This is a genomic window from Streptomyces sp. CLCI03 (assembly GCF_053615355.1).
The window spans coordinates 2,357,501-2,376,958 of record NZ_CM132132.1; the positions used below are offsets into that span (position 1 = coordinate 2,357,501).

The 19,458-nt window shown below is 70.0% G+C and carries 17 protein-coding genes (1 of these 17 running past the window's edge); 4 read left to right on the forward strand and 13 right to left on the reverse strand.

All coding sequences use genetic code 11. The features are described 5' to 3' along the window. From ACWG52_RS10600 to thyX, 3 genes are all read right to left on the reverse strand, one after another. On the reverse strand, window positions 1–830 hold the 5' portion of the coding sequence (locus tag ACWG52_RS10600; RefSeq protein WP_375945270.1) for a ribonuclease J. 856 nt of this gene lie to the left of the window's left edge; only the first 830 of its 1,686 coding nucleotides appear in the window; it begins with the start codon at window positions 828–830; its stop codon lies off the left edge, out of view. 124 nt (window positions 831–954) lie between these two features. Then, entirely contained in the window at window positions 955–1,854 is a 900-nt protein-coding gene (gene dapA, locus ACWG52_RS10605; RefSeq protein ID WP_389804990.1) for a 4-hydroxy-tetrahydrodipicolinate synthase, read from the reverse strand. Window positions 1,855–2,054: 200 nt separating this feature from the next. Continuing rightward, window positions 2,055–2,795 (reverse strand): FAD-dependent thymidylate synthase, encoded by a 741-nt coding sequence (thyX, locus tag ACWG52_RS10610; RefSeq protein WP_030718752.1) that lies wholly within the window; start codon window positions 2,793–2,795, stop codon window positions 2,055–2,057. Between the two features lie 233 nt (window positions 2,796–3,028). Between thyX and ACWG52_RS10615 the strand changes: the two genes are divergently transcribed. Both ACWG52_RS10615 and ACWG52_RS10620 read left to right on the forward strand, forming a co-directional pair. After that, window positions 3,029–3,268, forward strand: coding sequence for a hypothetical protein (locus ACWG52_RS10615; RefSeq protein WP_030718745.1), 240 nt, complete (start codon window positions 3,029–3,031; stop codon window positions 3,266–3,268). A 48-nt stretch (window positions 3,269–3,316) separates the two neighbouring features. Continuing rightward, complete coding sequence (locus ACWG52_RS10620; RefSeq protein ID WP_389804995.1) at window positions 3,317–3,883, forward strand: hypothetical protein; 567 nt, start codon at window positions 3,317–3,319, stop codon at window positions 3,881–3,883. A 35-nt stretch (window positions 3,884–3,918) separates the two neighbouring features. Here the strand turns inward: ACWG52_RS10620 and ACWG52_RS10625 are convergent, their stop codons facing one another. From ACWG52_RS10625 to eccD, 6 genes are all read right to left on the reverse strand, one after another. Further along, window positions 3,919–4,371, reverse strand: coding sequence for a tetratricopeptide repeat protein (locus tag ACWG52_RS10625; RefSeq protein ID WP_202199447.1), 453 nt, complete (start codon window positions 4,369–4,371; stop codon window positions 3,919–3,921). Window positions 4,372–4,386: 15 nt separating this feature from the next. Continuing rightward, a complete protein-coding gene (gene dapB, locus ACWG52_RS10630) occupies window positions 4,387–5,139 on the reverse strand; it encodes a 4-hydroxy-tetrahydrodipicolinate reductase (RefSeq protein WP_030718733.1) in 753 nt (250 codons plus the stop codon). A 26-nt stretch (window positions 5,140–5,165) separates the two neighbouring features. Next, window positions 5,166–6,545 carry a M16 family metallopeptidase gene (locus ACWG52_RS10635; RefSeq protein WP_266379036.1) on the reverse strand — a complete coding sequence of 460 codons (1,380 nt, stop codon included), beginning with the start codon at window positions 6,543–6,545 and terminating at the stop codon, window positions 5,166–5,168. Next, window positions 6,542–8,764 (reverse strand): polyribonucleotide nucleotidyltransferase, encoded by a 2,223-nt coding sequence (locus ACWG52_RS10640; RefSeq protein WP_033223039.1) that lies wholly within the window; start codon window positions 8,762–8,764, stop codon window positions 6,542–6,544. Before ACWG52_RS10640 ends, ACWG52_RS10635 begins: the two co-directional genes overlap by 4 nt. 306 nt (window positions 8,765–9,070) lie before the next feature. Next, window positions 9,071–9,358: a 30S ribosomal protein S15 gene (gene rpsO / locus ACWG52_RS10645; RefSeq protein WP_033223037.1), complete on the reverse strand. Its 288-nt coding sequence runs from the start codon at window positions 9,356–9,358 to the stop codon at window positions 9,071–9,073. A gap of 185 nt (window positions 9,359–9,543) precedes the next feature. Then, complete coding sequence (gene eccD / locus ACWG52_RS10650; protein ID WP_390141431.1) at window positions 9,544–11,052, reverse strand: type VII secretion integral membrane protein EccD; 1,509 nt, start codon at window positions 11,050–11,052, stop codon at window positions 9,544–9,546. 196 nt (window positions 11,053–11,248) lie between these two features. Between eccD and eccCa the strand changes: the two genes are divergently transcribed. Beyond that, window positions 11,249–15,205, forward strand: coding sequence for a type VII secretion protein EccCa (eccCa, locus tag ACWG52_RS10655; RefSeq protein WP_389805005.1), 3,957 nt, complete (start codon window positions 11,249–11,251; stop codon window positions 15,203–15,205). A gap of 130 nt (window positions 15,206–15,335) precedes the next feature. Further along, window positions 15,336–15,581, forward strand: a complete 246-nt coding sequence (locus ACWG52_RS10660) for a DUF397 domain-containing protein (RefSeq protein WP_030708695.1) — start codon at window positions 15,336–15,338, stop codon at window positions 15,579–15,581. 82 nt (window positions 15,582–15,663) lie between these two features. Here the strand turns inward: ACWG52_RS10660 and ACWG52_RS10665 are convergent, their stop codons facing one another. The 4 genes from ACWG52_RS10665 to eccB form a co-directional block, all read right to left on the reverse strand. Further along, on the reverse strand, window positions 15,664–15,972 hold the full coding sequence (locus tag ACWG52_RS10665) for a WXG100 family type VII secretion target (protein WP_389805009.1): 309 nt from the start codon (window positions 15,970–15,972) through the stop codon (window positions 15,664–15,666). 45 nt (window positions 15,973–16,017) lie between these two features. Then, window positions 16,018–16,347, reverse strand: a complete 330-nt coding sequence (locus ACWG52_RS10670) for a hypothetical protein (protein ID WP_389805012.1) — start codon at window positions 16,345–16,347, stop codon at window positions 16,018–16,020. A gap of 214 nt (window positions 16,348–16,561) precedes the next feature. Then, the gene (gene mycP / locus ACWG52_RS10675) at window positions 16,562–17,818 is read right to left on the reverse strand and encodes a type VII secretion-associated serine protease mycosin (RefSeq protein WP_390141433.1); all 1,257 of its coding nucleotides are present in this window, start codon (window positions 17,816–17,818) and stop codon (window positions 16,562–16,564) included. A gap of 11 nt (window positions 17,819–17,829) precedes the next feature. Continuing rightward, the gene (gene eccB / locus ACWG52_RS10680; protein ID WP_389805018.1) at window positions 17,830–19,407 is read right to left on the reverse strand and encodes a type VII secretion protein EccB; all 1,578 of its coding nucleotides are present in this window, start codon (window positions 19,405–19,407) and stop codon (window positions 17,830–17,832) included. Window positions 19,408–19,458 lie beyond the last annotated feature (51 nt).

Below are 19,458 nucleotides of genomic sequence, written 5' to 3' on the forward strand. Positions count from 1 at the left end.
CGGGCGATGCCCATGTTGCGGACCATCGAACGGCCGACGAAGGCGACCCGGCGGTCGAATTCGTGGGCGGCGTCGAGGATCTGCTGGATGCGGTGCACGTGGCTGGCGAACGACGCCACGATGATCCGCTTCTGGGCACTCGCGAAGACCCCGCGGATGGCGTTGGAGATGTCACGCTCGGGCGGGACGAAGCCCGGGACCTCGGCGTTCGTGGAGTCGGAGAGGAGAAGGTCGATGCCCTCTTCGCTCAGACGCGCGAACGCGTGCAGGTCGGTGAGGCGGTTGTCCAGCGGGAGCTGGTCCATCTTGAAGTCACCGGTGGCCACGACCATGCCGGCGCCGGTACGGATGGCCACGGCCAGGGCGTCCGGGATGGAGTGGTTGACCGCGATGAACTCGCAGTCGAACGGGCCGAGGGCCTCGCGCTCGCCCTCCTTCACCTCAAGGGTGTAGGGACGGATGCGGTGCTCCTGGAGCTTGGCCTCGATGAGGGCCAGCGTCAGCTTGGAGCCGATCAGCGGGATGTCCGCCTTCTCCCGGAGGAGGTAGGGGACGGCGCCGATGTGGTCCTCGTGGCCGTGCGTGAGGACGATGCCGTCGATGTCGTCGAGGCGATCCCGGATGGACGAGAAGTCCGGCAGGATCAGGTCGATGCCCGGCTGCTCCTCCTCGGGGAAGAGGACGCCGCAGTCGACGATCAGCAGACGGCCGTCGTACTCGAAGACGGTCATGTTGCGGCCGATCTCGCCGAGACCACCCAGGGGGGTGACTCTGAGGCCGCCCTTGGGCAGCTTCGGCGGCGGACCGAGTTCCGGATGCGGATGGCTCAAAAGTGTCTCCTCACCACGCACGCCACGTACCCCGGAAGGCACGTGGCGCGCATGTCATTCGTGCACTTGCTGTTGTCTGTTCGGTATGTGTTTGTTCGTTCTTATTCAGTTGTGAAGTCTGTTGTCAGAGCTGTACCCCGCCGGCAGCAAGATCGATCTTGAGCTGGGCGATCTCTTCGGCGGTCAGCTCGATCAGCGGGAGCCGCAGCGGGCCCGCGGGCAGACCCTGCAGGTTGAGCGCGCCCTTGGTGGTCATCACACCCTGGGTACGGAACATGCCGGTGAAGATCGGGAGCAGCTTCTGGTGGATCTCGGTCGCCTTCTGGACGTCTCCGCCCAGGTGGGCCTCCAGCATGGCGCGCAGCTCGGGGGTGACCACGTGGCTGACGACGGAGACGAATCCCGCCGCGCCGATCGACAGGAGCGGCAGGTTCAGCATGTCGTCGCCCGAGTACCAGGCCAGACCGCTCTGCGCGATGGCCCAGCTTGCCCTGCCGAGGTCGCCCTTGGCGTCCTTGTTGGCAACGATACGGGGGTGCTCGGCCAGTCGTACCAGGGTTTCGGTGTCGATCGGGACACCACTGCGGCCGGGAATGTCGTAGAGCATGACCGGCAGCTCGGTCGCGTCGGCGATCGCCGTGAAGTGCCGGAAGAGGCCTTCCTGCGGAGGCTTGCTGTAGTACGGGGTGACGGCGAGCAGGCCGTGGGCACCGGTGCGCTCGGCCTGGCGGGCCAGCTCGAGCGTGTGGCGGGTGTCGTTGGTACCGATGCCGGCGACCACGTGGGCGCGGTCTCCGACGGCTTCGAGCACGGCTCGTACGAGGTCGTTTTTCTCCGCGTCGGTGGTGGTCGGCGACTCACCGGTGGTGCCGTTGATGATCAGGCCGTCGTTGCCTGCGTCCACCAGGTGGACGGCGAGCCGCTGCGCGCCGTCGAGGTCGAGTACGCCATCCGCCGTGAACGGCGTGATCATGGCGGTGAGGACCCGCCCGAAGGGGGTCTGCGGAGTCGAGATCGGAGCCATGGGTAACACGCTACTCGCTGCCATGCTCGCGGTGTCCCCTCGGGGGACGTCAACGGGGTGTTGGACGCCGGCACTGCCTGCTCGGGGGTTCAAGCAGTGCCGGGTCCGTTTGATCAGCCTAGATGAACTTTACGAAACGTCGCAATACGGACACTTAGGACTTGACGGCGTACATCTGTACGCCGCAGGTGTATCGGCCCTTACGGGGCAACGCGACCGTTGCCGTTGTAGGCCGCGTACGTCAGCGGCATGAGCTTCGCCCAGTGCTGCTCCATCTTCTCGCCGACCATCTCGATCTCCCGCTGCGGGAAGGACGGGACCGCCGCGAGCTCGTGCTGCGTCCGCAGACCGAGGAAGTGCATCAGCGAGCGCGCGTTGCAGGTGGCGTACATCGACGAGAAAAGACCGACCGGCAGGACCGAACGGGCAACCTCCCGGGCCACGCCCGCGGCGAGCATCTCGCGGTAGGCCTCGTAGGCCTGCACGTAGGAGTCCTCCATGACGCGGGCGGTGAGCTCCTGCTGCGCCTGGGTGCCCTCGACGAAGACGTACTTGCCCGGGCGGCCCTCCTGGACCAGCTTGCGCTCGGCGTCCGGGACGTAGAAGACCGGCTCCAGCTCCCTGTAGCGACCCGACTCCTCGTTGTACGACCAGCCCACGCGGTGACGCATGAACTCACGGAAGACGAAGATCGGGGCACTGATGAAGAAAGTCATCGAGTTGTGCTCGAACGGGCTGCCGTGGCGGTCGCGCATCAGATAGTTGATGAGGCCCTTGGAACGCTCCGGGTCCTTCTGCAGCTCCTCCAGCGACTGCTCGCCGGCCGTGGAGACGCGAGCGGCCCACAGTACGTCGGAGTCGGCGGCGGAGTGCTTCACCAGCTCCACCGTCACGTCACTGCGGAAGCTGGGTTTCAGATCTGAAGCGGCGGTTTCGCTCACCGGGGGTCCTTCCAAACGTGCGTCCTGGGGCGCGCCCACTCTACGGCGCCCCTCGCGCGAGCCGCGCAGACGCACGCGCAGGGCGGGGTGCCCACGGGACCGGTGAGAGGTGTCGTACAGCTGACGCACCGCCGTGAATTTTTCCTAATGTCCCGAAATCCGGCACCAATTGACGGGCCCGTACGTCCTACCTGACGGAACGCACACCCACCCACCCGAGGAGATTCGTTCTGATGTTCCTCCGGCGCGAACCCGTCCCGTTCGCCTTCGTCTCCGAGGCCGACCGATTCCGAAGCAATGTCACTCCGCCGCCGCGGGAGCGCCTGGGGAGGACCCAGTTGGTCGCCCGTACTCTGGTCGGACTGACCGTGGTTGCGGGGCTCGCGGGCTCACTGCTCCTCGGTATGCCCGCACTGCAGCCGAGCAAGGCGCCGGAGAAGTCGCAGCAGTCGGAGGCGTCCCAGGGGCGGTAGCCTCACGGGCACAGCCCAACCGAACGTGCATGTGAGTGAGGTCCAGCCGTGCCCCTGCCCTTCCTGACGGCCGACGGCGTATCCGATGTGGATGACGACGGCGACGGCGACGAGATCCTGGCCCATGCCGACCAGGACCGCTGGCGGCGGCCCTACCGGCCCGGCCCCTGGCGCGTGGGTATCGGCGCGTTGCTGCTCCTGCTCTCGGCCTTCATGCTGCTGGCCACGATGATCGTCGCCTTCGCGGGCGGCTCGGGCGGAGCCGTGATCTGCCTGATCGCCGCGCTCGCGGTCGTCGGATCGGCGGTGCAGACCCTGCGCATCGGCGTCTGGGTGAGCCCCGCGGGGCTGCGCCGGGTCGGGTTCTTCGTGACCCGCACCACCGCGTGGAGCGAGATCGGCGAGCTGCGTACGGTGCAGCAGCCGGTGCGCTGGCTCGGGCTGCCCAGGACGGTGCAGGGGCAGGCGCTGACGATGTCCGCGCAGGGCGGCGCGGAGGCGCCGGTGCTGCTGACCGACCACAACGCCGACTTCCTGTCGCGGACCGAGGCCTTCGACCGGGCCGCCGACACGGTGGGCGCCTGGGCCGACGAATACCGGCCCGTGGCCGCCTGACCGGCCGGAACCGCCATCGGAAGCCCGTACAGGGATCAGACCTGTACGGGCTTCTTGTCGTGCAGGGCGATCGCCCGCTGCATCGCCTTGCGCGCCCGCGGGGTGTCCCGGGCGTCGTGGTAGGCGACGGCGAGGCGGAACCAGCTGCGCCAGTCCCCCGGCGCGTCCTCGGTCTCGGCCTTGCGGCGCGCGAAGACCTCGTCGGCGGAATCCCGCAGGATCCGCCCGTACTTGTCCCGCTCCAGCTCGTCGACGGGCAGGCCGCCCTCGGCCTCCAGCTCGGTGGCGAGGTGGTTGGCCCGCGTGACGAACCGGGTGTTCTGCCAGAGGAACCAGACACCGATGACCGGCAGGATCAGCACGGCCACCCCGAAGGTGACCGTGAGCAGGGTCCCGTGCTCGATGAGCATCAGGCCCCGGCTGCCGACCAGGACGAAGTAGACCACCAGGACGGCGGCCGTGAGGAAGTACGTGATCTTCGCGCGCATCGTGAATCAGTCCGGTCAGCCCAGGTCGAGGAAGTGTTCCAGGCCGAAGGTGAGGCCCGGGGTCTGCGTCACGCGGCGCACACCGAGCAGGATGCCCGGCATGAAGCTGCTGTGGTGCAGGGAATCGTGACGGATGGTCAGGGTCTCGCCCTCGCCGCCGAGCAACACCTCCTGGTGGGCCAGCAGGCCGCGCAGGCGGATGGCGTGCACCGGAACGCCGTCGACGTCCGCGCCGCGCGCGCCGTCGAGGGCGGTGGCGGTGGCGTCGGGCTGCGCGCCGAGGCCGGCCTCGGCGCGGGCCGCCGCGATGAGCTGCGCCGTACGGGTCGCCGTGCCCGAGGGGGCATCGACCTTGTTCGGGTGGTGCAGCTCGACGACCTCGACGGACTCGAAGTACCGGGCGGCCTGGGCGGCGAACTTCATGGTGAGGACGGCGCCGATGGAGAAGTTCGGGGCGATGAGCACACCGGTCTCCGGTGCGCCGTCGAGCCAGGTGCCCAGCTGCGCGAGGCGGTCCTCGGTCCAGCCGGTGGTACCGACCACTCCGTGGATGTTGTGGCGGATGAGGAAGTCGAGGTTCCCCATCACCGATGCCGGGGTGGTCAGCTCGACCGCGACCTGGGCGCCGGCCTCGGCCAGCGTCTCCAGCTTGTCGCCGCGGCCGAGCGCCGCCACCAGTTCCATGTCCTCGGCGGCCTCGACCGCCTTGACGGCCTCGGCGCCGATGCGGCCCTGGGCTCCGAGGACCGCCACGCGCAGCTTGCTCATATCGCTTCCTTACTTGCCGTACGGAACTAGGCGACCGCTTCGTCGAGACGGGCGGCCTGCTTCTCCTTCAGCGGGCCGATCACCGCGAGCGAGGGCCGCTGTGCCAGTACATCCTGTGCGACCGAGCGGACGTCGTCCGGGGTCACGGCGGCGATCCGGGCCAGCATGTCGTCGACCGACATCTGGTCGCCCCAGCACAGCTCGCTCTTGCCGATCCGGTTCATGATCGCGCCGGTGTCCTCCAGGCCGAGGACGGTGGACCCGGAGAGCTGGCCGATGGCCCGCTTGATCTCGTCGTCGGCCAGTCCCTCGGTCGCGACCTTGTCGAGCTCGTCGCGGCAGATCCGGAGCACGTCGTGCACCTGGTTGGGGCGGCAGCCCGCGTACACGCCGAAGAGACCGGTGTCGGCGAAGCCCGAGGTGTACGAGTACACGCTGTAGGCCAGACCGCGCTTCTCCCGGACCTCCTGGAAGAGGCGCGAGGACATGCCGCCGCCGAGGGCGGTGTTCAGTACGCCCAGCGCCCAGCGCCGCTCGTCGGTGCGGGCCAGGCCCGGCATGCCGAGGACCACGTGGGCCTGCTCGGTCTTGCGGTTCACCAGGTCGACGCGGCCGGCGGTGCGGATGCGCTTGGTGCCGGTGCGCGGGCCGATCGGTTCGGCGTCGGTACGGGTGAGCGCGCCGGCCTTCTCGAAGGCGGCGCGGACCTGGCGTACGACCTTGTTGTGGTCGACGTTGCCGGCCGCGGCCACGACCAGGTGCGTCGGGTCGTAGTGCTTCTTGTAGAAGCGGCGGATCCGGTCGGCGCCGAGCGCGTTGATCGTGTCGACGGTGCCGAGGACCGGGCGCCCCAGGGGGGTGTCCCCGTACATGGTCTGCGCGAACAGGTCGTGCACGACGTCGCCCGGGTCGTCCTCGGTCATCGCGATCTCTTCGAGGATGACCCCGCGCTCGGCGTCGACGTCCTCCTCGCGGATCAGCGAGCCGGTGAGCATGTCGCAGACCACGTCGATGGCCAGCGGCAGGTCGGTGTCGAGCACCCGGGCGTAGTAGCAGGTGTACTCCTTCGCCGTGAAGGCGTTCATCTCGCCGCCGACCGCGTCGATCGCGGAGGAGATGTCGAGGGCACTGCGCTTGTGGGTGCCCTTGAAGAGGAGGTGCTCCAGGTAGTGCGTGGCGCCGTTCAGCGTGGGCGTCTCGTCACGGGAGCCGACGTGCGCCCAGATGCCGAAGGTGGCGGAGCGGACGGAGGGCAGCGTCTCGGTGACGATGCGCAGTCCGCCGGGCAGGACCGTGCGCCGGACGGTGCCGATGCCGTTGCTGCCCTTGAGGAGGGTTTGGGTACGGGCGACGGCCCGCCCCTCCGAAGAGGGGCGGGCCGTCACACGGGAACTACGCGACATCACTTGTCGGAGTCGTCCTTGTCAGCGTCGTCACCGGCGGTCTCGCCGTCGATCACGGGGACCAGCGAGAGCTTGCCGCGCTGGTCGATCTCGGCGATCTCGACCTGGACCTTGGTACCGACCGCGAGCACGTCCTCGACGTTCTCCACACGCTTGCCACCGGCGAGCTTGCGGATCTGCGAGATGTGCAGCAGGCCGTCCTTGCCGGGCATGAGGGAGACGAAGGCACCGAAGGTGGTGGTCTTGACGACCGTACCCAGGTAGCGCTCGCCGACCTCCGGCATGGTCGGGTTGGCGATCGAGTTGATCGTGGCGCGGGCGGCCTCGGCGGCCGGGCCGTCGGAGGCACCGATGTAGATGGTGCCGTCGTCCTCGATCGTGATCTCGGCGCCGGTGTCCTCCTGGATCTGGTTGATCATCTTGCCCTTGGGCCCGATGACCTCACCGATCTTGTCCACCGGGATCTTGACGGTGATGATCCGGGGGGCGAACGGGGACATGGCGTCCGGCGTGTCGATCGCTTCCATCATCACGTCGAGGATGTGGAGGCGGGCGTCGCGGGCCTGCTTGAGGGCCGCGGCCAGGACGGAGGCCGGGATGCCGTCCAGCTTGGTGTCCAGCTGGAGGGCGGTGACGAACTCCTTGGTGCCGGCGACCTTGAAGTCCATGTCGCCGAAGGCGTCCTCCGCACCGAGGATGTCGGTGAGGGCGACGTAGTGCGTCTTGCCGTCGATCTCCTGGGAGATCAGACCCATGGCGATACCGGCGACGGGGGCCTTGAGGGGCACACCGGCGTTCAGCAGCGACATGGTGGAGGCGCAGACCGAGCCCATGGACGTCGAACCGTTGGAGCCGAGGGCCTCGGACACCTGACGGATCGCGTAGGGGAACTCTTCGCGGGTCGGGAGGACCGGCACGATCGCGCGCTCGGCGAGCGCGCCGTGGCCGATCTCGCGGCGCTTCGGCGAGCCGACGCGGCCGGTCTCACCGACGGAGTACGGCGGGAAGTTGTAGTTGTGCATGTAGCGCTTGCGGGTCACCGGGGAGAGGGTGTCCAGCTGCTGCTCCATGCGGAGCATGTTGAGGGTGGTGACGCCCAGGATCTGGGTCTCGCCACGCTCGAACAGCGCCGAGCCGTGCACGCGCGGGATGGCCTCGACCTCGGCGGCGAGGGTACGGATGTCCGTGATCCCGCGGCCGTCGATGCGGACCTTGTCCTTGATGACGCGCTCGCGGACCAGGGCCTTGGTCAGGCTGCGGTACGCGGCGGAGATCTCCTTCTCGCGGCCTTCGAAGGCCGGGAGGAGCTTCTCGGCGGCGATCTCCTTGACGCGGTCCAGCTCGGCCTCGCGGTCCTGCTTGCCCGCGATGGTCAGCGCCTGGGAGAGCTCGCCCTTGACGGCGGCCGCGAGGGCCTCGTACACGTCGTCCTGGTAGTCCAGGAAGACCGGGAACTCGCCCTCGGGCTTGGCGGCCTTGGCGGCCAGGTCCGACTGGGCCTTGCAGAGGACCTTGATGAAGGGCTTCGCGGCGTCCAGACCGGCGGCGACGACCTCCTCGGTCGGCGCCTCGGCGCCGCCCTTGACGAGGGCGATGGTCTTCTCGGTGGCCTCGGCCTCGACCATCATGATCGCGACGTCGCCGTCCTCCAGGACGCGACCCGCGACGACCATGTCGAAGACGGCGTCCTCGAGCTCGGTGTGCGTCGGGAACGCGACCCACTGGCCGCGGATCAGCGCGACGCGGACGCCGCCGATCGGGCCGGAGAAGGGCAGACCGGCCAGCTGGGTGGACGCGGACGCGGCGTTGATCGCGACGACGTCGTACAGGTGGTCGGGGTTGAGCGCCATGATCGTGGCGACGACCTGGATCTCGTTGCGCAGGCCCTTCTTGAAGGACGGGCGCAGCGGGCGGTCGATCAGGCGGCAGGTGAGGATCGCGTCCTCGGAGGGGCGGCCCTCACGGCGGAAGAAGGAGCCGGGGATCTTGCCGGCCGCGTACTGCCGCTCCTCGACGTCCACCGTCAGGGGGAAGAAGTCGAGCTGGTCCTTGGGCTTCTTCGACGCGGTGGTGGCGGACAGCACCATCGTGTCGTCGTCCAGGTAGGCAACGGCGGAGCCGGCGGCCTGGCGGGCCAGACGGCCCGTCTCGAAGCGGATGGTGCGGGTGCCGAAGGAACCGTTGTCAATGACGGCCTCGGCGTAGTGGGTCTCGTTCTCCACTAGCGTTTTCTCCATTTTCGTCGTCTCCGTCCGCCGCCCGTGTGGCGGTGGACGGTTGCGGAGAAGCGCTCCTGGCGTGCGGGCCGGTCTTCGATCGAAGCACCCGGTTCGTTGCCCTTGGGGGCATTCCGGGTGCCACTACCGAGGACCGGCGGCGTGGGAGGGCGCTCCTCCTCTTCAGTTGTGCACGTCTCGTCGTCGGACGTACACGTGCGTCCGTTCCAGACTACAAAGGGTCCGGTCCGTCCCGCACGTACAGCAAAGGGAGCGGCCCCCGGATGTGGGAACCGCTCCCTTCACGGCGTCTTACTTGGCGCCGGCCGCACCGCGGCGGATGCCGAGGCGCTCGACCAGCGCACGGAAGCGCTGGATGTCCTTCTTGGCCAGGTACTGCAGCAGGCGGCGACGCTGGCCGACCAGGATCAGCAGACCACGACGGGAGTGGTGGTCGTGCTTGTGCGTCCGGAGGTGCTCGGTGAGGTCCGAGATGCGGCGCGAGAGCATCGCGACCTGGACCTCGGGGGAGCCGGTGTCGCCCTCCTTGGCACCGAACTCGGTGATGATCTGCTTCTTCGTAGCGGCGTCGAGCGGCACGCGTACTCCTCGTGATAGGTCTTCGTTGCCACCGAGTGCCCCAGGTCTGAGTCTCTGGGGAGCTTCCGTTACTCGGGAGGCGGGGTCCGCTGAGCGCAGTCCACAGATCCTCGTGTCGAGGGGTCCGGGGGACGCGTACACAAACGGCCGTCACACAGCGTACCAGGCTGCCGCTCCGCCGCGTCTCAGCTGGTGAGAGACCTGGCGCGGGAGTAGACGTCCAGCACGGCCAGGGTAAGGGGTACGAGGCTGAGCAGGACCGCCGCCTCGGTGAGGTCGAGCAGCCGCCCCCAGAAGGGTGACAGACCCTTGCGGGGAATGACCAGCGCAATTCCGGCGAGGAGGGCGGCGCCGGCCGCGACGGCGGCGGTCAGCCAGATCGTACGGAGGTCCAGGCCGCTGCTGTCGTGCTTGAGCAGGAGGTCTTCGAGCAGCTCGGTCGGCGGGTGCAGGGCCATGCCCAGGATCAGCAGCGCGATGGCGACGAGGCCCGCGGTCAGGGCGCAGACCACCTGGGAGGTGTAACGGAAGAGGCGGGCGCGCAGCAGCATCGCGAGGCCGGTGGCGAGCGCCAGCAGGCGGCCCCAGGTGTTCTCGGAGAAGCCGAGGACCGCGGCGGCGCCGACGGCGACCGCGGCGCAGCCGCCGACCAGGCCGAGCAGCATCTCGTGGCCGCGGCGGGCCTGGGCGGCGATGGCCTCGGCGTCGAGCGGGGTACCGGCCGCCTCGTGCTGGTCGGAGCCGGACTGCTCGCCGTAGGGCTCGGTCTCGTAGCGGTCCGGGGTCTCGTAATCCTCGGTGGCGCTCTGCGGGGCGGCGTAGCCGATGGGCAGGCGGGCGAAGCGGGCGGAGAGGCCGGGGAGGAAGGCGACGAGGCCGATGGCGACGGGCGCGCAGACGGCGGCGGTGTCGGTGGCGGACGCCTCGGTGGCGATGGCCACGAAGGTGGCGAGGGTTCCGGTGGCGGCGACGAAGGTGGCCGCGACGAAGGGGGCGTCGCCACTGGGGGTGAGCGCGACCAGGGCGACGGAGGCGACCAGGGCGCAGACGCAGCCGAGCAGGAACTGGAGGCGGCCGGGGCCCTGGCCGACGGCCGGGGCGATGATCCCGGAGCCGGCGATCATCAGGTGCGGCAGGGCGCCGAGGCCGAGCGCGACGGCGGAGAGCCGGTCGCGGTAGACCCGGGCGCGCACGCCGGCGACGGCGGTGAGGAGGATGCCGACGGCGCCCGCGATGATCCCGGGCAGGCCGTGCATGTCGTGGCGCAGCGGGTCGGCGTACCAGAGGACGAAGCCCAGCATGACGAGCAGCACGGCGGCGCCTGCCAGGCCGGCGCCGCGCAGCATGTCGTCGCTCCAGCGGTGCCGGTCGCGGACGACGGCGGAGGCGACGGCGTCGGAGACGTCGTCGAACACGGCGGGCGGCAGGGATTCGGCGAAGGGGCGCAGGCTCAGCACCTCACCGTCGAGCACCTGCTGGCCGGCGAGGGTCCGGGCACCGTCGAGGACGGTGCCGGAGCGGCGTACGAGGTGGAAGCCGGTCGGGGCGCCCACGGGCTGGGTCTGGCCGGTGAGGCGCAGCAGCTCGGGGTAGACGTCGGCGACGGCGATGTCCTCGGGGAGGGCGACGTCGATGCGGCTGTCGGGGGCCACGACGGTGACCCTGCAGAAACCCGTCGTCCCGGCCGTACTCACCTGTGTGACCCCCCTGGTTGGTGCCCGCACCGGCGGACGATTCGCGGATGCGCATGCTGCGCGCGCCACCCTACCGGGCTTATGACCGACTGTCGGCAAGTAGGATCACCGTCGCGTGGGGGAGACCCCCTTCGCGCCCGGGACTTGGGGGCGCCGGTTGCGACGTCCCGTCCGTTTTCGAGGGATTGATGCTCCGGTGAGCCAGATCGTCGTCAAACGCCCGCCGCGGTCCCTGCCGCCTGAGGTTCCCGCGGAGGAGCTGCGGCTGGAAGCTCCGCCCGAACTTCCGCGCGGGCAGCAGGAGGGCATGCTGATGCAGCTCCTGCCGATGCTCGGCATGGGCTCCTCCGTCGTCTTCTTCTTCATGCCGGGCGCGGCCCCCTTCATGCGCATCATGGGTGTGCTGATGCTGGTGTCGACGGTGGCCATGGTGGTCGCCCAGTTGGTGCGCCACCGGCGTGGTACGCAGGGGCAAATGGCCGATGTGCGCCGGGACTACCTCAAATATCTCGCGCAGACGCGCCGTCAGGTACGTCGGACCGCGCGGGCGCAGCGCGACGCGCAGTTGTATCTGCACCCGGCCCCCGAGCAGTTGTGGTCGGTGGTGGCGGAGGGCTCGCGGCTGTGGGAGCGGCGGGTCGGTGACCAGGACTTCGGGCAGGCCCGACTCGGGTTGGGCGCGCAGCGCCTGGCGACGCCACTGGTGGCGCCGGACACCGCGCCGGTGGACGAGCTGGAGCCGCTGACCGCGGGCGCGATGCAGCGGTTCCTGAAGGTGCACTCCTCGTTGGACGGGCTGCCGATGGCGCTGTCGATACGCGCCTTCTACCACGTGACGGTGTCCGGGGAGCCGGAGTCCGCGCGCAGTACCGCGCGGGCGATGGTGGCGCAGTTGGCGACGCTGCACTCCCCCGAGGACCTGGTGGTGGCCGTGGTGGCCGCGCCGGGTGCGGTGCCGTCGTGGGACTGGACGAAGTGGCTGCCGCACACGCAGGTCCCCGGTCAGGTCGACGGGGCCGGTACGAAGCGGCTGTTCGGAGACGACCTCACCGAGCTGGAGGGGCTGCTGGCCCCGCGGCTGGAGAGCCGGCCGCGGTTCAGCCGCGAGGTGTCGCCGGTGCTGGACCAGCCGCACCTGGTGGTCGTGCTGGACGGGGGCATGGTGCCGCCGGACTCGGTGTTCGCGGCGGCCGAGGGCCTGCAGGGCGTCACCATCGTCGAGGTGGTCGCGGGCGAGCTGGACGAGCAGCGCGGTGGGCTGTCGGTCGTGGTGCGGCCGGGTCGGCTGCGGCTGGAGTCGGGCGCGGGGATCGCGTACGAGGGCGTGCCGGACACCCTGTCGCTGCCCGCGGCGGAGGCCCTGGCCCGGCAGCTGGCGCCGATGCGCACGGGCGGCGGGGACGACGACGAGCCGCTGCTGGCCAATCTGGACTTCACCGACCTGCTGAACCTGGGTGACGCGGCGGCGGTCGACGTGGCGCGGACCTGGCGGCCGAGGTCGGCCGGTGAGCGGCTGCGCGTGCCGATCGGTGTCGGCGAGGACGGCTCTCCGGTCATGCTGGACCTGAAGGAGGCCGCGCAGGAGGGCATGGGTCCGCACGGTCTGTGCGTGGGCGCGACCGGTTCCGGCAAGTCGGAGCTGCTGCGCACGCTGGTGCTGGGTCTGGCGGTCACGCACACCTCGGAGACGCTGAACTTCGTGCTCGCCGACTTCAAGGGTGGTGCGACCTTCACCGGCATGGGGCAGATGCCGCACGTGGCTGCGGTGATCACCAACCTGGCGGACGACCTCACGCTCGTGGACCGCATGGGCGACTCGATCCGCGGTGAGCTGCAGCGCCGCCAGGAGCTGCTGCGTTCGGCGGGCAACTACGCCAACATCCACGACTACGAGAAGGCCCGCGCGGCCGGTGCCCCGCTGGAGCCGCTGGCCTCGCTGGTGCTGGTCATCGACGAGTTCAGCGAGCTGCTGACGGCGAAGCCGGACTTCATCGACATGTTCATCCAGATCGGCCGCATCGGCCGTTCGCTGGGTGTGCACCTGCTGCTGGCCTCGCAGCGCCTGGAGGAGGGCAAGCTGCGCGGCCTGGACACGTACCTGTCGTACCGGATCGGTCTGCGGACCTTCTCGGCGGCGGAGTCGCGGACCGCGATCGGTGTGCCGGACGCCTACCACCTGCCGTCGGTGCCCGGTTCGGGCTATCTGAAGTTCGGTACGGACGAGATGACCCGCTTCAAGGCGGCGTACGTCTCGGGCACCTACCGCTCGGGCGGGCCCGACCTGTCGGTGGGGCAGTTCCCGGTGGAGCGGCGGCCCGCGCTGTTCACGGCGGCCCCGGTGCCGGTGGTGTACGCGGCCCCGGACCCGGCGTACCTGGCGGCGCAGTCGGTGCGCGAGGACGACGCGCTGGCGGACACGGTGCTCGACGTGATCGTGAGCCGGCTGGAGGGTCAGGGGGTGCCGGCGCACCAGGTGTGGCTGCCGCCGCTCGACCAGGCTCCGCCGCTGGACCAGTTGCTGCCGGCGCTGGCGCCGAGCGCGGAGCGCGGGCTGCACGCGGACGGGTACACCCGGCCCGGTGGGCTCGTCGTACCGCTCGGCCTCATCGACAAGCCGTTCGAGCAGCGGCGCGAGGTGCTGTACCGGGACTTCTCGGGTGCGGCGGGCCACCTGATGGTGGTCGGTGGTCCGCAGTCGGGCAAGTCGACGCTGATGAGGACGCTGATCTCCTCGTTCGCGCTCACGCACACCCCGCGCGAGGTGCAGTTCTACGGGCTGGACTTCGGCGGTGGCAGTCTGTCGGCGATCTCCGAGCTGCCGCACGTGGGCGGGATCGCCTCGCGCCTGGACCCGGAGCGGGTCCGGCGTACGGTCGCGGAGGTGGGGGGCATCCTCAACCGTCGCGAGGAGTTCTTCCGCGCGAACAACATCGACTCGATCGGCACCTACCGGCGGCGCCGGGCGGCGGGCGACCTGCCCGGTGAGCCGTGGGGCGACGTGTTCCTGATCGTCGACGGCTGGGGCAACTTCAAGGGCGAGTACGACGGCCTGGAGCAGATCGTCACGGACATCGCCTCCCGTGGTCTGGGCTACGGCATCCACGTGGTGATCACGGCGGCGCGCTACATGGAGGTCCGGGCCGCGCTCAAGGACCAGATGCTCAGCCGGCTGGAACTGCGGCTCGGCGACACCATGGACTCCGAGTTCGACCGGAAGGTCGCGGCGAACGTTCCGCCCGGGATGCCGGGCCGCGGTCAGGTGGCGGAGAAGCTGCACTTCCTGGGCGCGCTGCCGCGGATCGACGGCTCGCACGACGCGGGGGACCTGTCGGAGGCCACGGCCGCCTTCGTGGAGGCGGTGAAGCAGAACTGGTCGGGGCAGGCGGCTCCGGGCGTGCGGCTGCTGCCGCGGCTGCTCCATTCCGACCAGCTGCCCAAGGGCGGGGAGCACCCCGACCGTGGGATCGCGATCGGTATCGACGAGACGAACCTGGAGCCGGTGTTCGTCGACTTCGAGACCGACCCCTTCCTCCTCGTCTTCGGCGAGAGCGAGTCGGGCAAGACGAACCTGCTGCGGCTCATCGCCAAGCAGATCTCCGAGCGCTACACGCCGGACCAGGCGCGCCTGGTCGTCGGCGACTACCGGCGGAGCCTGCTCGGGGCGCTGCCGGAGGAGCACCTGCTGGAGTACGCGCCGATGGCGAGCTCCCTGCAGATGCACATGGAGGCGCTGGGCGGGGTGTTCTCGCGCCGGCAGCCGCCGACCGACGTCACCCCGCAGCAGCTGCGTGACCGCAGCTGGTGGACGGGTCCGGACGTGTACATCGTGATCGACGACTTCGACCTGGTGGCCACCAGTCAGGGCAATCCGCTGGCGCCGCTGGTGGAGTTCCTGCCGTTCGCACGGGACACGGGCGTCCGCTTCATCATCGCCCGCAACACGGCGGGTGCCTCGCGTTCTCTGTACGAGCCGTTCATGCAGCGGATCAAGGAGCTGGGCGCGCAGGGCATCGTGCTGTCCGGCGACCCGTCCGAGGGCGACCTCGTCGGCACCGTGCGGCCGCGTCCGATGCCGCCGGGCCGGGCGTACTTCGCCTCGCGCCGGCGGGGGACCTCGCTGGTGCAGCTCGGGCGGATGCCGGGCCACATGTGATCGCCTTCCCGGTGGCCGGACACCTGTCAGGAGCCGGCGACCGGGAAGGATCGGGTGGAAACCTCTCCCGGTCGGTGGCGCAGCACCGATAATCGGCGGTGAACACGCGCCACCGAGGGAGAGGCCGCCCATGGGCACCCAGCAGGAGAAGGACGAGCTGTACGCGCTCGACATCAGCGGCGTGGAGTGGGAGGGGCCGCCCGGGACCAGCCCGGACGAGGAGCGGGTCGAGATCGCCCGGCTTCCCGAGGGGGCGGTGGCCATGCGGTCCTCGCTGGACCGGGACACGGTGCTGCGCTACACGGCCGCCGAGTGGGAGGCCTTCGTACTGGGGGCCAGGGACGGGGAGTTCGACCTCGACCGGCACCGTCCCTGAGGGGACTGCAGGACCATGCCGAAGGGGCGCGCCCGGTGCGGGCGCGCCCCTTCGGCGTGTGCGGACCTGTCGGCGACCGGGCTCAGAAGGCCTCGGTGAACAGCTGCGAGGCCTTCTTGTCGGTGGCGCGGTAGTCGTCCTTGCCGCGCTCGACCAGCTGGGCGACCTTTTCCAGCATGTCCTTCATGTGGTCGGCCTTGGTGCGGTACTTGGTCTGGAGCTGGACGTACTGGCCGTGCGCCTCACCGTCCCAGGTGTCCGTGACGACCTTCACCGCCCGCTCCATCGCTTCCAGGTCGTCGATGATGTTCTTCGAGACCTGGCGGATGCGGGTGGCCATCTGCTGGACGCTGTCATACCGGACCTTTGTGTGGCCGTCGTCGGCAGCCATGTGCTTCTCCTTCTCGCTGAGCGCGTTACCTGAAAACGACGTGGGTCAGATGCTGTTGAGGCCGGAGATGGACTGGATCCCCTGCCGGAACGCCGCCTGCACCTCGTCGTCCTGGGCGTTGGTCAGGTTCTTGGTCTCGGACACCGCGTGGTGCAGGACGCGGAGCAGACGACGGATCTCGTCGTGGTCCTCGTTCAGCATCACCTGGGCCCGCTTGAACCCCTCGGCACCGACACCGGTCCAGCCGGCGCTCACGGTGGCGAGGATGTCAGCCAGCTCGCGGGCCTGCTTGGAGACGGCCGTTCCCGTCTCTTCGATCTTGGTCCTCGCCTTGATGACCGGATCGTCTGCAAGTCCGAAGGTGTTCGTGCTCATCGAAGCTCCTCATTTCTCAATTCGCCGGCAGAACCGGCGGATTGCGCAGCGGAGCGGACACGACCCGGCGCGGCTTCGAGCCACGCACCCTCGGGCGTCCCCCTCCGCTCCACGCGATCCCCCGATCACACTCGTGAAGCCTGGTGTCACTCTAGCCAGTTCATCTGACAGCCCCAACACCGGTGGGGCGCTTCCGTAGATGAACTGTGACCGTTCACTGCAAACGGCGCTTGCGGCGACGGGCGTCGCGGACGACCGTCGCCGTTCCGGCGATGACGGCGATCAGGATCGCCCCGATGCCGAGAGCGTACGTGCCGTACCGCTCCTGGCGCTCCTGGGCCGTCTCCGTCAGTCGCAGCGGCGCCGCCTCCGGGGCGGCCGCCGGGGGCGGGCCGGGGTCGGGCACCGGGGCCTTCGGGGCCTCCTGGTCGTGGGAGAGCGCGCGCACCGGGTCGATGACGCCCCAACCCACGTAGTCGTCACGGCCCTTGATCGTGCGTTCGGCGGTGTTCTGGATCTGCCAGACGATCTGCTGCGCGGACCAGTCCGTGTGCTCGGCGCGCAGCAGGGCGGCGACTCCGGCGACGTACGGCGCGGAGAAACTGGTGCCGTTGTCGATGCACTGGCCGAAGCCCGGGACGGTGGAGACCATGTCGACGCCGGGCGCCGCCACCCCGATGAAGTCACCGGGCTGGGAGAACTGGGCCCGCTCGTTGTTGCGGTCCGAGGCGCCCACGGCGAGCACGCCGGGGAAGGCCGCCGGGTAGGTCTTGCGCTTCTGGCCGCTCATGCCGTCGTTGCCCGCCGAGGCCACGACCACGACGTTGGCGGCGACGGCCTTCTGGACCGACTTGCCGAGGTCGGATTCGGCGGACAGCTGCGCGTCGGTGTCCTGGGAGATGTTGATCACTTGGGCGCCCTTGGCCACCGCGTGGTCGATGGCCTGGCTCAGGTTCGCGGCGTTGCCGTTGCCCTGCCCGTCGTTCTGCCGGATCGGGATGATCGTGGCGTCCGGGGCCAGTCCGACGAAGCCGGTGCCCTGCTGGGGTCGGGCCGCGATCAGACCGGCGACCTTGGTGCCGTGGCCGACGGTGTCGATGGTGCCGTCGCCGCCCTTCGGGTCGACGAAGTCCTTGCCGGCGCCGGTGTCGATGGCCGCGCTGAGCTGCGGGTTCGCCCGGTCCACGCCGGTGTCGATGACGGCGACGCGGACGCTCTTGCCGCTCTTGTCCTTGCCCTTGGTCTGCGCCCAGAGCTCGTCGAGCAGCAGTCGCTGGAGGGCCCAGGGCCGGTCCTCGATCTGCTTCTTCATCGGGAAGGTGCACTCCCCCGCGCCGTCGAGGCGCAGCGCGTACGGGGGCTGCGGCGCGGCGCCCGTGGCGGCGGCTGCCGTGCCCGTGCCGCCCGAGGCCAGGGTGAGGGCGAAGGCGGCGGCCAGGAGGGCCCGCCGGGACGCGTGGGTCTGGGTCATCGGCGGCTTCCTCACGAACCCTGGGGCTGACGGGCGGAGTTGGTGTCCAGGCGCGGCCCCTTGGAGAGGAACTCCGACCAGGCGATCGGCACCATGGCCGGGGTGACGTTGCCGTAGCCGAGCCGGACCTGTGCCTGGCTGGCCTCGGGGCGGCCGTCCGCACCGGCCTTCGACTGGTCGGGCGCGCCGATCTTCGACTGCTCGCTGTCGCTGTCGCCGTTGGCCTGGACGGCGTACCGCAGCCCGGTGTCGGTGACCAGGAAGAGGGAGCCACCGGCCGTGGTCTGCTTGCCCTGGACCTGGGTGTAGAGCAGGCCCGAGCCCGGGGTGACGTACGAGCTGGTGCCGCTGGCGGTGATGTCGATCGGGAAGCCGGTGCCGGCCCAGGTGCTCAGGGTCTGGTTGCCCTGGCCGTCGACCGAGCGCAGGACGCTGCAGACCGTGTCGCGGTTGTTGGCCCCACCGGACTGGTTGCCGGCGGGCGGCGTCGTCTGGTTGATGCGTTCGGTCTTCTTCTGGGGCCACTTGACGTCGCCCGCGAACGGGGCCGGGTCCGGGTTGATCGACTGGAGGTCGACCTCGCGGGGCTTGCCGTGCATGTTGAGGCCGTCGGTCGCGGGCGCCGAGATCAGCAGCCAGGCGACGAAGTCGGAGACCGGGGCGACCTTCCCGGGCAGCACCACGTAGTGCTGCGCGCCGGAGCCGGTCTGCGCCTGGAGCACCATGCCGACCTTGTTGTCGGCGGTGCCCAGCCCCTTCACCCCGGCGTCGGTGCCCGCCTTGCCGGGCAGCGCCGGGAAGGACAGGTCCTCGCCGGAGTTGAGGGTCCCCAGCCATTCGGGGCTGACCTGCTGCGGGGTGGCGCCGGTGCCGACCAGCGCGTTGGTCATCGTTCCGGCGGCCGGGGTCCCCTCCGGGAACTTGTACTTCGTCCCGGCAGCGTCGACCAGGTAGCGCTCCTGGCCCGGGGCCGTGGTCTGCACGTACAGCGACTGGGTGTCGGTGAGCCTGCGGGCGTCGTCCGTCCGGGCCGCCTCGCGGTCGGCGAGCACGAAGGTGGCGGTCTGCACGCCACGGCCGTTGCCGCCGGGCTGCTGGCAGACGGCCCAGCGCTTGGCCTTGCCGGCCTCCTCCTTGGAGGGGAGCCGGTCGGGGGCGTACTGGATGCCGATGATGGGCCCGCGCGGCGGGTTGCCCGCGTCCAGGACCTTGTCGTCGACCTGGATCACCTTGAACTTCGTAGGATCCAGCAGGAGTCGGGCGGAGGCGAGATTCAGCACCGGGTGCAGCCGGGTCTGGTCCTTGCCGCCCACCTTCGTGGTCAGGACCACGTAGCGGGTCGTCGACTCCTTGCCGACGATGACCCTGGTCCCCGGCTCCGCCCAGCCCTTGGGGGCCGTGGGCTTGAACATGCCCCAGGCGCCGAACCCGGCGAGCACGAGCACGCCGACGATCACCCCCGGAAGGATCGCGCGCAGCGGACGCGGCGCGCCTTCCTCGGTTCCCGTGGCGGATGGCTGGAGGAACGCGGCCACCGTGCGCCGCTTCGCAAAGGTGTACGCGTTGAGCTCATCACGTCGTGATGCCATGACCGTCTGCTTCTCCCCGCACGGCCCGGCCGGTGAGTACGGTCCCCGGGC